Source organism: Billgrantia aerodenitrificans (assembly GCF_021404405.1).
In the GTDB taxonomy this organism is placed as follows: Bacteria; Pseudomonadota; Gammaproteobacteria; order Pseudomonadales; family Halomonadaceae; genus Halomonas; species Halomonas aerodenitrificans.
This window is the reverse complement of sequence record NZ_JABFTV010000015.1, coordinates 53,266-66,936: the sequence shown is the minus strand read 5'-3', so window position 1 is coordinate 66,936 and position 13,671 is coordinate 53,266. Positions and strand designations below refer to the sequence as shown.

The following is a 13,671-nucleotide window of genomic DNA, read 5'->3' as shown; positions in this document are numbered from 1 at the left end:
CCAGCGGCAGGATCGGCACCCCCTCCATCAGCTCGGCATACCCGAAGGTCAAGCGCGCCGCCCCGGTCTCCGGATCGAGGCCCACGGTGCCCAGGATCACCCCCATGCCGCCGGCCGCCAGTCCCTTGAGGAACGAGCCCCCCGCCATGCCGGCGATGAACACCAGCGCAAAGATCAGAATCGCCGCCAGCTCATACGGCCCGAAGCGCAGCGCCACCGACGCAAACGGAATCGCCACCGCAATCAACAGCAGCGTCGCCAGCAGATCGCCCACCACCGACGCCAGCAAGCCCACCTTCAGCGCCTTGCGCGGCTTGCCCGCCCGCGCCATGGGAAAGCCATCCAGACAGGTCGCCGCCGACGACGGCTCCCCCGGCGTATTGAGCAGAATCGCCGACACCGCACTGCCCGCCGCAGTGCCCTTGGACAACCCGATCAGAAAGGCGATGGCCGCATAGGCCGACATGTAGAACGTCAACGGAATGGCGATGGCGATCGCCACCGCCCGGTTCAGCCCCGGGATCACCCCCACGATATAGCCCAGCAGCACCCCGCCGAGAATGATCGCGATCGACTCATAGTGCAGCGCCGCGGCGAAGGACGACAGAATGGCCTCGAACCCGATCATCTCACACCACCCCGATGCGCATCAGATGCGCCGTCAGCCCATACAGCCCGAGGGCGGGAATCACCGCCGTCAGCAGCACTACATGCCAGCGACGCTCGCCCAGCAACAGCAGCAGCGAACCGATCATGAACGGCGCCACCCAGGTCAGCGGAAAGCGATCCACCAGCACGATGAACCCCAGCACGAAGAGAAACGGCCAGGTCTGATGCCACAGATGCCCCAGCTCGGGCAGGCGGAAGAACCCCAGGCGCTGGCGAATCAGCGCAATGGCGCTGAGCAGCGCCAGGGCCAGGGCACAGCCCAGCATGACCCAGGCGCCGAGCGTGGCCAGGGTGCGGGGATGCATGCCGACGGCGAAACCGCGGCCGCCGTAGGTGGGGATGACCCAGGTGAGCAGCAGCACCGCGAGGGCGGCGACGCCCAGGCCGGACCAGAAATTCATGCGTAGCGAATCAGACATAGTGGAGCGAACAGGTTATTTATCGGTGAGTGGGCAGCGAGCAGCGTTTTTTCTTGAATTAGGGCTTGTCGCTAAAAACTTTTGCTGAGTTGTGCTCAGACACAGCACCCTATGCGCTGGTGGAATCCGGCTCAATCCATTGGTTCGACGTTTAATCAACGCAGACGAATGAGTTCCGACGGAGAGACATTGGCTATGTTGGTGGAAGCTGGCGATCCAACATGGTGCATGACTGGAGAAATTGCACCACCATGGAGCGAAAAAAACCTGAAAATCGCCCGGCTACATGATGCAACACGCTGCCGCCACAGAGTGGTGCACGCCATCAGGCGGCTTTTTATAATTAGCACAGTAGGTTGCGTGCCGCTGGGGCATTGATGGTGCAAGTTGGCACGCAACCTGCATTAGGTTGGCCAGCGCCATGTTCGTGCATGGTGAACGTGGGCAGGAAATCTGCCGCGTGCTACAACACATGCTGGAATGAACCAGCGCAGTGGACTTCAGCCAAAACGAATCGAGCTACCGCTCAAACGGAGGACACAATGTCAGCCAAGACTCTCGCCCTGATCGAAGAACATGATGTGAAGTGGGTGGACCTGCGTTTCACCGACACTCGGGGTAAGGAACAGCATGTCACCATTCCGGCCCGCGACGTGAACGAGGAGTTCTTCGAGAACGGCCAGATGTTCGATGGCTCCTCCATCCATGGCTGGAAGGGCATCAACGAGTCGGACATGATTCTGCGCCCGGAAGACGGCACCGCCTTCCTCGACCCGTTCACCGAAGATTCCACCCTGGTAGTGCGCTGCGACATCATCGAGCCGGCCACCATGCAGGGCTACGAGCGCGACCCGCGCTCCATCGCCAAGCGCGCCGAGGCCTACCTGCAGTCCACCGGCCTGGGCGACACCGCCTTCTTCGGCCCCGAGCCCGAGTTCTTCATCTTCGATGAGGTTCATTGGAAGGCCGACATCGAAGGCGCCATGTACAAGATCACCTCCGAAGAGGGTGCCTGGTCTACCGATCGCCAGCTCGAAGGCGGCAACCTGGGCCACCGTCCGCGGGTCAAGGGCGGCTACTTCCCGGTGCCCCCGGTCGACAGCTTCCATGACATCCGTGGCGCCATGTGCAACACCCTGGAAGCCATTGGCCAGACCGTCGAGGTGCATCACCACGAGGTGTCCAACGCCGGCCAGAACGAGATCGGCGTGAAGTTCAACACCCTGGTGAAGAAGGCCGACGAAGTCCAGGAAATGAAGTACGTGATCCACAACGTGGCCCACGCCTACGGCAAGACCGCCACCTTCATGCCCAAGCCGCTGGTCGGCGACAACGGCAGCGGCATGCACGTGCACCAGTCGTTCTGGAAGGACGGTCAGAACCAGTTCGCCGGCGACCAGTACGCTGGCCTGTCCGAAATGGCGCTCTACTACATCGGCGGCATCATCAAGCACGCCCGTGCCCTGAACGCCTTCACCAACGCTTCGACTAACTCCTACAAGCGTCTGGTGCCGGGCTTCGAGGCGCCGGTCATGCTGGCCTACAGCGCCCGTAACCGCTCTGCCTCCATCCGTATCCCGTACACCGCGAGCCCCAAGGGCAAGCGCATCGAGGCCCGTTTCCCGGACCCGACCGCCAACCCCTACCTGGCCTTCGCCGCCATGCTGATGGCCGGTATCGATGGCATCAAGAACAAGATCCACCCCGGCGACGCCATGGACAAGAACCTCTATGACCTGCCGCCGGAAGAGGGCAAGAAGGTGCCGACCGTGGCTCACAGCCTGGATCAGGCCCTGGAAGCCCTGGACAAGGATCGCGCCTTCCTCACCGAAGGTGGCGTGTTCACCGATGACATGATCGATGCCTACATCGAGCTGAAGATGGAAGACGTCGAGCGTATCCGCATGACTACGCATCCGATCGAGTTCGACATGTACTACAGCTGCTAAGCAGCCGCCGCGTCCGGTGGCACTGCCGCCGGCCCGCCGCGAAAGGCCCCGCTTTGCGGGGCCTTTTTTGTATACTAGGCGAACGTTTCGTCACACGTGCCCAGCAAGGGGGATCGACCCATGCTCAAGCTGATCGTGCCGTGCCTGCTGGGAGTGCTGGTGGCGCATTCGGTGCAGGCCACGACCATCTATCGCACCACCGATGCCCAGGGCAACGTGATCTTCACCGACGATCCCAATCGCGGGGGCGAGCCGGTCCAACTGGCGCCGTTGACCGTGATCCCTGCGCGTAGCGAAGGGCGGCAGGCCGAGCCGCCGCGGGTCGAGGGAACTGCCCCGCGGGCGAGTCAGTCGCCGGGCCAGCCGTTCATGCCCTACGACACCTTCCGTATTCGCTCGCCGGAGCACGGGGGCGACCTTCCCGGCAGCTACGCCGGCAACCTGCAGGTCGAGCTGGCCATCGTGCCGGCGCTGCGCCCCTACCACCGCGTGAGGCTGCTCGTCGACGGGCAGGTGAGCCAGACCGCCATGCATACCAGTGCCTTCATGCTGACCAACCTGCCCCGCGGCGAGTACGTGTTGCAGGCCGAGTTGCTCGATGCCCAAGGGCAGATACGCCACCGTACGGCACCGGTCTCGCTCTACGTGCAGCGCTCCAACGCCACGCTGCCCCAGGGTGGCGGCGGCTGAGCGCCTTCTGCTGCATCGCTCGTCCAAAGGGCCGCCACGATGTCATCGCCAGTAGAGTTGCCCCGATATAGGTAGGATGTCGCACCATGATGGGTGGGGCGTGCGCTATCTTTGCTGGCGCTTTTCGTCTGCTCGCACCATTATGGTGCATAGGTGGGTGCAGCATCCGCCCCGAAACGGCGCTATATCGCCCTTGTGAGGGTTGGCGCGCTTCTTGCTTGCTTCTTGTGTAGGGGCAGGTAAAGCCGAGGGGAGATGCCGCTGCGGCGACGAGCAGGGCATGCGCCATGACGATGCAAGCAGCCCCCTTCATTCTGCGAGAAAAGGTCGAAAATGTATCGACGCCTGATGGAACATCTCACCACGGCGGTGCTGGTGCTGGACGATGAGCTGCAGTTGAGCTGGATGAATCCGGCGGCCGAGGCCTTGCTGGCGGTCAGCCTGGGACGGGTCAAGGGGCACAGCCTGGCGGCACTGCTGGTCGAAGACGACGGCATGGGCGAGGTGCTGGCCAAGGCGCGGGACGACCAGCATCCCTTTACCCAGCGCGAAGTGCGTCTGGCGCTGCTGGGCGGCACCGTGGTGACCATCGACTACACGGTCACGCCGCTCTCTGCGGCCGAGCTGCTGGTGGAAATGGAGCCACGCGACCGCTTGCTGCGGATTTCCCGTGAGGAAGCCCTGCTCAACCGTCAGGAGGCGATCAAGGTGCTGTCGCGTGGGCTGGCCCACGAGGTGAAGAACCCGCTGGGCGGCATCCGTGGCGCCGCTCAACTGCTGGAGCGTGACCTCGACGACCCCGCCCTGCGGGAGTTCACTCATATCATCGTCGAGGAGGTCGACCGTCTGCGCGACCTGGTCGACAGCATGCTGGGACCGAACAAGCTGTTGCGTCACGAGCCGCTCAACGTGCACAAGGTGCTGGAGCGGGTGCGTACGCTGCTTTCCGCCGAGACGCCGGGGGTGAGAATCGAGCGCGACTACGACCCCAGCCTGCCGGACTTTCCCGGTGACGAGGCGCAGATGATCCAGGCGGTGCTCAACGTGGCGCGCAACGCGGTAGAAGCGATGACCGAAGCCGGTACCGAAGCGCCCAGCCTGCTGCTGCGTACCCGTGCCCGTCGCCAGTTCACCCTGGGCGCCGAGCGTCATCGCCTGGTCTGCGAGGTGGCCTTGATCGACAACGGCCCCGGTGTTCCCGAAGCCCTGCAGGAAACCCTTTTCTACCCCATGGTATCGGGGCGTGCCGACGGCAGTGGACTGGGACTGTCCATTGCCCAGGGCATTCTGCATCAGCATCAAGGACTGATCGAATGCGAGTCCCGCCCCGGTCATACCGAGTTTCGTCTGCTTATTCCACTGGAGAAGCGCCATGACTGATGTCGCACGTGTCGCGGTGGTCGACGACGACCGCGCCATTCGCTGGGTGCTGGAGCGCGCCCTGGCTCAGCCCGACCTCGAGGTCGAGTGCATCGACCGGGCCGATATGGCGCTCAGCCGTCTTCTCGACGATCCCCCCGACGTGCTGGTCACCGACATCCGCATGCCGGGTATCGACGGCCTGGACCTGATGTCGCGGGTCCGCGAGGTGCATCCCGATCTGCCGGTCATCGTCATGACGGCCCATTCCGACCTCGACAGCGCCGTGGCCTCCTACCAGGGAGGTGCTTTCGAATACCTGCCCAAGCCCTTCGACGTCGACGAGGCGCTGGCTCTGGTACGCCGTGCCGTGGCCCATGCCCGCGAGCGCAAGCGGCCGGTGAGCGTACCCGAAGGGCTCTCCGCCGAGATCATCGGCGAGGCGCCGGCCATGCAGGAGGTGTTTCGCGCCATTGGCCGCCTGTCGCACTCGCACATCACCGTACTGATCAACGGCGAGTCGGGCACCGGCAAGGAGCGGGTGGCGCGCGCCCTGCATCAGCACAGCCCGCGCGCGGCCCACCCGTTCATCGCCCTGAACATGGCGGCCATCCCGCGGGATCTGATCGAGTCCGAGCTGTTCGGTCACGAGAAGGGGGCCTTCACCGGCGCCACCGCGCAGCGCCAGGGACGCTTCGAGCAGGCCAACGGTGGCACGCTATTCCTCGACGAGATCGGCGACATGCCGGCCGAGACCCAGACGCGGCTGCTGCGGGTGCTGGCCGACGGCGAATTCTACCGTGTCGGCGGTCATACCCCGGTCAAGGTCGACGTGCGCATCATTGCCGCCACGCACCAGAACCTGGAGGCGCTGGTGGAGGACGGTCGCTTTCGCGAGGATCTCTTCCATCGCCTCAACGTGATTCGTGTCCATCTGCCCAAGCTCGCCGAACGGCGCGAGGACATTCCCCGACTGGCGCGGCACTTCCTGGCCGAGGCGGCCAAGGAGCTCGCCACTGACGTCAAGGTGCTGACCAAGGATGCCGAGACCCACCTGACCCGGCTGCCGTGGCCAGGCAACGTGCGACAGTTGGAGAATACCTGCCGCTGGCTGACGGTAATGGCCTCGGGGCGTGAGATCCTGGTCGAGGACCTGCCGCCGGAGCTGCGCCAAGGAGAGGGCGGCGAGGCGCCCAGCGGCGACTGGCGTGCCGCCTTCCGCGACTGGGCCGACCGCGCCCTGGCCGCCGGCCACACCCATCTGCTGGAAGAGGCGGTGCCGGACTTCGAGCGCATCCTGATCGAGACGGCGCTGAAGCACACCGGCGGGCGCAAGGGCGAGGCCGCCGAGCTGCTGGGCTGGGGGCGCAACACGCTGACGCGCAAGCTCAAGACCCTACTGCCCTCGCTGGCGGAAGACTGAGCTGGGCACGGAAATCTGTGGTGGACCGCAGTACTCGCTGCGGGTGACAAGCGCCCGGTGCTTTGCCAGGGCGCCGGGCCTGTACATGTGCGCAAAGGATCGTAACCGAGCACCCAAACTCCCTTACCTGTCGTCGGACGCCGCTGAACTAAGGTGAGTTCAGGTCATTCGCTTTCGCAGGCAGTCAAAGACAGGGAGAGAGTCATGAAAGCGCTGTGTTGGCACGGCAAGAACGATATCCGCTACGAAACGGTTCCCGACCCGCAGATCGAACATCCACGCGATGCCATCATCAACGTGAGCAGCTGCGCCATCTGTGGCTCCGACCTGCATCTGTTCCACCACTTCATTCCGGCCATGGAATCGGGCGACGTGGTGGGGCACGAGTTCATGGGTGAGGTGATGGAGGTCGGCAGCGAGACCCGTGAGCTCAAGGTCGGCGACCGTGTCGTGGTGCCCTTCACCATCACCTGCGGCGAGTGCGAGCAGTGCCGGCGCGGCAATTTTTCCCTCTGCGAACGCTCCAACCGCAACAAGGCGCTGGCCGACAAGGTCTTCGGCCATGCCGGGGCCGGTCTGTTCGGCTACTCGCATCTCACCGGCGGTTATGCTGGCGGCCAGGCAGAGTACGTGCGCGTGCCCTTCGCCGACACCACCCACGTCAAGGTGCCCGACAACCTGAGCGATGAGCAGGTGCTGTTCCTCGGCGACATCTTTCCCACCGGCTGGCAGGCCGCAGTGCAGTGCGACATCGAGCCCACCGATACCGTAGCCATCTGGGGCGCGGGACCCGTCGGCCAGTTCTGCGTGCGCAGCGCCGTGCTGCTGGGTGCCGAGCAGGTGGTGGTAATCGACAACGTGCCCGAGCGCCTGGCCATGGCTGAGGCCGGCGGGGCGATCGCGATCAACTTCGACGAGGAGAGCGTGCTCGCCCGCCTGCAGGAGCTGACCCGGGGCAAGGGGCCGGAGAAGTGCATCGACGCGGTGGGGCTGGAGTCTCACGTGCCGCGCTCCCTCGATTCGGTCTACGACCGCTTCAAGCAGGCGATGATGCTGGAGAACGACCGCGCCCACGTGCTGCGCGAGATGATCTACGTCTGCCGTCCCGGCGGCATCCTGTCGATTCCCGGCGTCTACGGCGGCTTGATCGACAAGGTGCCCATGGGGCCGCTGATGAACAAGGGCCTGACGATGCGTACCGGCCAGACCCACGTCAAGCGCTGGACCGACGAGCTGCTGGGTCTGATCGACGAAGGGCAGATCGACCCTTCCTTCGTGGTGACCCATAGCGTCGGGCTGGAGCAGGGACCGGACATGTACAACACCTTTCGCGACAAGCAGGACGGCTGCGTGAAGGTGGTGCTCAAGCCTTGAGCGACTTGCGCCGGATGCAGAAACCGACATGGAGGTGAACAGATGAATCTCGACCGGAGCCATTCGTTGCAGGCCAGCGACAGGCTGGCACGTGGTCTCGGCTGGCTGGGCATCGGGCTGGGGCTCTACCAACTGCTGGCGCCGCGCAGCGTGACCCGAGCGCTGGGCGTCGAAGGGGCGGAAGCCATCGTGCGTCTTTGCGGGGCACGCGGTGTGGCCACCGGCATCAGTGCGCTGACCGAAAATCCCAAGCCCGCGCTGTGGGCGCGCAGTGCCGGCGATGCGCTGGATGTGGCGGCGCTGCTGGCCTTGTTGGCCGACCGCGACCATCCCAAGCACGGCAGCGTCAAGCTGGCGCTAGTGGCGGTGGGGGCAAGCGCCGCGGTGAGCCTGTATTGCGCTCAGGACCAGACCCGACGTCACGCCTACCAGGCCGGACGCACACCCGACTACAGTGGTCGCAGCGGCTTTCCTCAGGGCGTGGAGCTTGCCCGCGGCGCGGCGGCGCGCCAGGCTGGTCTGCCGTCACGCCCTGCGGCGCTGCCTTCGCCGGCACGCTCACCGGGACCCCGTCTACAGGCCACCACCGTGCGCCAACGCGATACCAGCGGTTATATCAAAGGTAGCGACTACGACTACTGAGCTGGCGTTTACACCTGACGAAAAATGCAGGCCGAGCTTCATGAGGCTCGGCCTGTCGCATTGTTGAAGCGCAGCGACAATGGTCATGCCGCCCATGGCAGTGCCAGAATGGAGGCTTCAGGAGGAAGCCCATGACCCAGATGCATTGGCAGCAGTTGCTCGACCCCTCACGGCTGCACGGCAAGCCCACCAGCGGGCGGGACGAGATCGGGCGCAGCCCGTTCCACAAGGACCATGACCGCATCGTTTTCTCCGGTTCGTTCCGGCGGCTCGGGCGTAAGACCCAGGTCCATCCGTTGACCGACAACGACCATATCCATACCCGCCTGACCCACTCGCTGGAGGTAGGCTGCGTAGGGCGCAGCCTGGGCATGATCGTCGGCGAGCTGCTGCGCGAGCGGCTGCCGAAATGGATCACTCCCGCCGATCTCGGCGTGATCGTGCAGGCCGCCTGCCTGGGGCACGACATCGGCAACCCGCCCTTCGGTCATGCCGGCGAGTACGCCATCCGCGACTGGTTCAAGCGCGCCGAGGCGGACGGCAGCGGGCTGCTGGAAGGACTTTCCGAGCGCGAACGCGCCGACCTGCTGACCTACGAAGGCAACGCCCAGGGCTTTCGCATCGTCACCCAGATCGAATACAACCAGTTTCGCGGCGGCATGCGTCTCACGGCGGCGACCCTGGGCACCCTACTCAAATACCCCTGGACGGTGGAGCACGGCGGCAGCGCCGGCAAGTTCGGCTGCTACCAGTCGGAGCGCCCACTGCTCAAGGACGTGACCCGCTGTCTGGGTCTGCTGCCCCGCGGTGAAGGGCGCTGGTGCCGCCATCCACTGGCCTGGCTCGTCGAAGCGGCCGACGATATCTGCTATGCGCTGCTCGATCTCGAAGACGGTCTGGAGATGGGCATCCTGCGCTTCGAGGAGGTCGCCGAGGTGCTGCTGCAGATCGCCGGCGATGCGCCGTCGGACTACGCCCGCATGGCCCGCGACGGCGTCTCCCAGCGGCGGCGCATCGCGGCGCTGCGCGGTGCTGCCATGGAGCGGGCGGTCAACGACGTGGGCGCCGTCTTCGTCGAACACGAGAACGCCTTGCTCAACGGCACGCTCGAAAGTGACCTGCTCGAACTCTGCCACCCCGACCTGGGCTGGGGCGTGGCCGCGGCCAAGCAGCTGGCTCGTGAGCGCATCTTCCAGAACGAGCGCAAGGCCAAGCTGGAGATCGGCGCCTACACTACCTTGGGCATCCTGCTCGAGGCCTTCATCGGCGCCGCCCATGAGCTGCACTTCAGCGGACAATCGAGCTTCAAGCATCAGCGGGTGCTGGCGCTGATCGGCGAGAACACCCCGCGTCCTTCCTGGCCGCTGTACGACAGCTACCGGCGCATGCTCGACTTCATCGGCGGCATGACCGACCACTACGCCGTCGACCTGGCCCAGGAGATGGGCGGACGGCTCAGGGGAGACTGAACCGTGGGGTGAAAGAGTGGAAGGTGAAAGGTGAAAAAACTCAGATCGAGGGTTCGCTCAGCCCCGGGTTACGGTCCAGCTCGGCGGCACGCTCGATCAGGGCCTCGATCACCCTGTCGTGCAGTTCGCCGTCGAGCTCGCCGAGGCGCCGCTCGCTGAGCTGCTGGGAGAGCGACTCACCGCTGACGACCATCAGCCCCTCTGGGGTGCCGGCGCAGGTGATGTCCCAGCCGGGTAGGGTGAGCACGCCCATGACCGGTACCGGCTGGCCGCAGCGCTGCTCCAGCCAGCCGGCCAGCCAGTGGGAGGCGCGTAGTGTCTTGAGGATGGGTCGATGCTCGCTCCAGCCCGGGAAGCGCAGCCGCTCCGGTTCGACGGTGACGACGTTGATCTCGCGTCCGTCCGCGGTGAACGGCCGCGTGCGGGCGCGAGTCTCGACCACGAAGACGCCGTGAGGGGTGATGGCCACGTGGTCGATGATGTCGGTATCCGTGGGCACGTCGTGGAAGACGAAGTAGGGATGCGCCTCGGGACTTACCATGCGCTCCAGTTCCTGACCCACGGCCAGGTCGCAGGCCAGCCCCAGCTTGATGCGCCGGATGTGCTGGAAGTCGCGAATCAGCAGGAAGCAGTAGACCAGCACCAGCACCGTGCTCAGCGCACCGTACAGCGCCCATTCGACCCAGTTCTGACGACTGGCGAAGAGCATGCGGCCCATGCCGTAGACCAGTGGCGCCAGGGTCAGGATGGGCCCCAGGGCGCCGTTGAGAAACAGCGTGGCAAAGGCACGGTCGAGCCGATTGCGCAGGGCCTGGCCGGGCTCTCTCAGGGGACGTGCGTTGAACGGCGAACGAACCCGGGCATCGTGCAGGTTGCGCAAGGCGATGACGATGACGGCCATGGCCCCGAGCGGAAAGAGGAAGATGAGTGGCAGCAGGTATTCCAGCCAGGCCATGGGTTCGTCCTTGCCGGTGGGAGTCACGTGAGCGTGACATTCTAGACAACCTGAGGCGCCCGGAGCCATCTTCAGTACCGTGTCTTCAGTACCGTGTCTTCAGTACCATGTCGTCAGTACTTGTCTTCGGTACTGGGTCTTCGGTACAGAGGCGTATGCGCCGCAGCATGACGGATAGATGATGAACGATACACGACAGCCAGCCGGGACAGAAGCGGTCGAACGCCTGCGCGAGTTTCTGGTGCGTTATTCCAGCCTGGCGGTGCTCACCGGTGCCGGGGTCAGCACCGACAGCGGCATTCCCGCCTACAGGGATGAAACCGGCGCGTGGAAGTGCGCGCCGCCCATGCAACATCAGCAATTCATGGGCAGTGCGGCCGCCAGGCAGCGCTATTGGGCGCGTGCGCTGGTGGGCTTTCGCACCCTGCATGGCGCTCGCCCCGGCGCTGCCCATCGGGCCCTGGCATACCTGGAGCAGGCCGGCGTGGTGAGTGGCGTCATCACCCAGAACGTCGATGGACTGCATCAGAAGGCCGGTTCGCGCAACGTCATCGATCTGCATGGACGCGCCGAACAGGTACGCTGCATGGACTGCGGGGCACTGCGCATGCGCCATGACCTGCATGCCGAACTCGCCGAGCGCAATCCCGAATGGCTCGAGCACGAGGCCGAAGTGCGTCCCGATGGCGATGCCGCACTCGAAACCGATTTCTCCACCTTCGAGGTGCCCGGCTGCTCGCGTTGCGGGGTAGGGATCTGGAAGCCCGACGTGGTGTTCTTCGGCGACAGCGTGCCCAGAGAGCGCGTCGAGCGGGCCCGAGCACTAGTCGAGGGAGCCGAAGCCCTGCTGGTGGTGGGCTCGTCGTTGATGGTCTATTCCGGCTATCGCTTCGCCCGGCAGGCCAGCGAGGCCGGCCTGCCGATCGCCTGCCTCAACCGCGGGCGCACCCGCGCCGATGCGCTTTATGCGCTCAAGCTAGAGGCGCCGATCGGGCAGGTGCTCGAAGCCGCCGCGCTCGCGTTTACGGGCGTGGCTCGAGCGGCAGGCTGACCGGGCCTCGGCCGCCAGCCGGCATCTCCGCCGGTTCCGGCGTGATGTGAGTGATGCGACCCTGCTGGCGCAGCTCGGCGGCCAGTCGCGGCGCGCTGGCGGCCTCTAGAGTGCGCCGGTCGAAGCGCAGCGCCGCAGGCCACGGGCCGGCCCCGCTTGGCGTCGCCCGCGTTTCCGCCAGGGTTCCTCCGGCATCGCTCAGCCAGACGCGCAGCTCGGCATCCTGGGCAAGCTCCACGCCGCCTGGCGGCTCGACCTGAACGTCCAGGTCGGCGAACTCGGGAGTACCGGCGCAGCCCGCCAGCATCAGCAGCGTCAGCGCAGCGATGCCGATACGGTGATGGCGCACAGCGCTCAGCAGGGAATTTCGTGCAACAGCCATGTCCTCTCCTCGTTCAGCCACCGGCAAGCTTGACGGTAAAGCCCTGGCGCTCGAGCTCGGCCTTCAACAGCTCGCGGTGATCGCCCTGGATCTCGATGATGCCGTCCTGTAGCGAGCCGCCGGTTCCGCAGCGCTTCTTGAGTGTCTTGGCCAGCGCCTTGAGCTCGTCGGCGGGCAGCGGAATACCGCTGATGGTGGTGACTCCCTTGCCCTTGCGACCGCTGGTTTCGCGGCGAATGCGAACGACACCGTCCAGCGCTGCGAGACGCTCCTGCTCGGCAAGCTCGCTGCAGCGACAGTCGGCCTGGGGCTGGCGACAGCCGGGGCACATGTCGCCGTGCTCGGTGGAGTAGACCAGGCCGCGCAGCTGGTCCTGCAGTGAAGCCATGAGAGCTCCTGACATTTTGGGCAGCATGGGTGGAGAGGCGATGATAACGTCCCTGGGAAGGGTCTGCCTACGGTCAGGGTGGCCGCCTTGGTGGCGTCATGTCTCGCAAGTGCCGTTGGCGGATCAGCGGGCGTAGGCGAGCTGCCGGCTCGCCAGAGCCCGGGTGTGGGCCAGATTCTCGATCACGGTGGGCAGCTGATACATGCTGCTGATCATGATGGCGCCTTCGGGGGTTTCCTCGGCATCAGGAAAGCGATTCAAGTGAACCACCGTCATGCCGGCATCGAGCGCGGCCTTGACGCCGACCAGGGCATCGTCGATGGCAATGCAGTCTTCGGCATCGAAGCCCATGGCCGCGGCGGCATGAAGATAGAGACGGGGGTCGGGTTTCCAGCAGTTGGCGCTATACGCGCTGAAGAGATGCGCGCCGAAAAAGTCGCCGAAGCCGATGGCATTCAAGGAGGTACGGATCTTGTTCTCGGGCCCGTTGGAGACCACGCCGCAGGGGTAGTCGATCAAGGCCATGAGAGCTTCGCGAGCCCCGGTGATGGCGGTGAGTTCGGTTTCGAGGCGCCGATTGAGATTGCTGCGCATCTCGGTCTCGGTCTCGGCTAGATGCAAAGGGTCGACGCTGCCGTAACGCTCCTCGAGCGCCGCCACGATGTTACGGAAGCGGCTGCCACGAAATTCGCCGATGTAGTCGCTGGCCTGGAAGGGCAGCCCCAACCGGGTCAGGCTGGTCGCCATCTCGGCGGCCAGCAGGGGCTCGCTGTCGACCAGCGTGCCATCACAATCGAAGAGCAGGCAAAAGGGGCGAATCATACCGAACGTCCTTCGCAGTCTCGTGACTGTCGAGCTTGGATACCTCTTGTATCGGCATGCAGGGCTTGAAATTTAGGCC

14 protein-coding genes are annotated in these 13,671 nt (G+C 65.1%); 8 read left to right on the top strand and 6 right to left on the bottom strand.

Features of this window, described 5'->3' with window-relative positions:
• Together HOP59_RS21925 and HOP59_RS21920 are read right to left on the bottom strand one after the other, a co-directional pair.
• A partial coding sequence (locus HOP59_RS21925; protein WP_234255584.1) for a tripartite tricarboxylate transporter permease occupies positions 1-628 on the bottom strand: 628 nt, incomplete at its 3' end.
• A gap of 1 nt (position 629) precedes the next feature.
• Positions 630-1,070, bottom strand: coding sequence for a hypothetical protein (locus tag HOP59_RS21920; RefSeq protein ID WP_234255583.1), 441 nt, complete (start codon positions 1,068-1,070; stop codon positions 630-632).
• A 560-nt stretch (positions 1,071-1,630) separates the two neighbouring features.
• Here HOP59_RS21920 and glnA point away from each other — a divergent pair.
• The 7 genes from glnA (at position 1,631) to HOP59_RS21885 (ending at position 9,994) form a co-directional block, all read left to right on the top strand.
• Positions 1,631-3,037, top strand: coding sequence for a glutamate--ammonia ligase (gene glnA / locus HOP59_RS21915; RefSeq protein ID WP_010626397.1), 1,407 nt, complete (start codon positions 1,631-1,633; stop codon positions 3,035-3,037).
• Positions 3,038-3,157: 120 nt separating this feature from the next.
• Entirely contained in the window at positions 3,158-3,727 is a 570-nt protein-coding gene (locus HOP59_RS21910) for a DUF4124 domain-containing protein (RefSeq protein ID WP_234255582.1), read from the top strand.
• A 333-nt stretch (positions 3,728-4,060) separates the two neighbouring features.
• The gene (glnL, locus tag HOP59_RS21905; protein WP_234255581.1) at positions 4,061-5,107 is read left to right on the top strand and encodes a nitrogen regulation protein NR(II); all 1,047 of its coding nucleotides are present in this window, start codon (positions 4,061-4,063) and stop codon (positions 5,105-5,107) included.
• Positions 5,100-6,509 carry a nitrogen regulation protein NR(I) gene (gene ntrC, locus HOP59_RS21900; protein ID WP_010626400.1) on the top strand — a complete coding sequence of 470 codons (1,410 nt, stop codon included), beginning with the start codon at positions 5,100-5,102 and terminating at the stop codon, positions 6,507-6,509. Before glnL ends, ntrC begins: the two co-directional genes overlap by 8 nt.
• 204 nt (positions 6,510-6,713) lie before the next feature.
• On the top strand, positions 6,714-7,883 hold the full coding sequence (locus HOP59_RS21895) for a zinc-dependent alcohol dehydrogenase (RefSeq protein WP_010626401.1): 1,170 nt from the start codon (positions 6,714-6,716) through the stop codon (positions 7,881-7,883).
• A 42-nt stretch (positions 7,884-7,925) separates the two neighbouring features.
• Positions 7,926-8,525 (top strand): hypothetical protein, encoded by a 600-nt coding sequence (locus HOP59_RS21890; RefSeq protein ID WP_234255580.1) that lies wholly within the window; start codon positions 7,926-7,928, stop codon positions 8,523-8,525.
• 131 nt (positions 8,526-8,656) lie between these two features.
• Complete coding sequence (locus HOP59_RS21885) at positions 8,657-9,994, top strand: deoxyguanosinetriphosphate triphosphohydrolase (protein WP_234255579.1); 1,338 nt, start codon at positions 8,657-8,659, stop codon at positions 9,992-9,994.
• 40 nt (positions 9,995-10,034) lie between these two features.
• On the opposite strand, the gene HOP59_RS21880 is transcribed toward HOP59_RS21885, so the two are convergent.
• A complete protein-coding gene (locus tag HOP59_RS21880) occupies positions 10,035-10,949 on the bottom strand; it encodes a nuclease-related domain-containing protein (protein WP_010626404.1) in 915 nt (304 codons plus the stop codon).
• A gap of 178 nt (positions 10,950-11,127) precedes the next feature.
• On the opposite strand from HOP59_RS21880, the gene HOP59_RS21875 reads away from it, so the two are divergent.
• Complete coding sequence (locus HOP59_RS21875) at positions 11,128-12,000, top strand: NAD-dependent protein deacetylase (RefSeq protein WP_234255578.1); 873 nt, start codon at positions 11,128-11,130, stop codon at positions 11,998-12,000.
• On the opposite strand, the gene HOP59_RS21870 is transcribed toward HOP59_RS21875, so the two are convergent.
• The 3 genes from HOP59_RS21870 to HOP59_RS21860 form a co-directional block, all read right to left on the bottom strand.
• Positions 11,972-12,382 carry a YbaY family lipoprotein gene (locus HOP59_RS21870; RefSeq protein WP_010626406.1) on the bottom strand — a complete coding sequence of 137 codons (411 nt, stop codon included), beginning with the start codon at positions 12,380-12,382 and terminating at the stop codon, positions 11,972-11,974. The genes HOP59_RS21875 and HOP59_RS21870 overlap by 29 nt on opposite strands.
• Before the next feature lie 13 nt (positions 12,383-12,395).
• Positions 12,396-12,770, bottom strand: a complete 375-nt coding sequence (locus tag HOP59_RS21865) for a translation initiation factor Sui1 (protein ID WP_010626407.1) — start codon at positions 12,768-12,770, stop codon at positions 12,396-12,398.
• Between the two features lie 123 nt (positions 12,771-12,893).
• A complete protein-coding gene (locus HOP59_RS21860; protein WP_234255577.1) occupies positions 12,894-13,592 on the bottom strand; it encodes an HAD family hydrolase in 699 nt (232 codons plus the stop codon).
• Between the last annotated feature and the right edge of the window lie 79 nt (positions 13,593-13,671).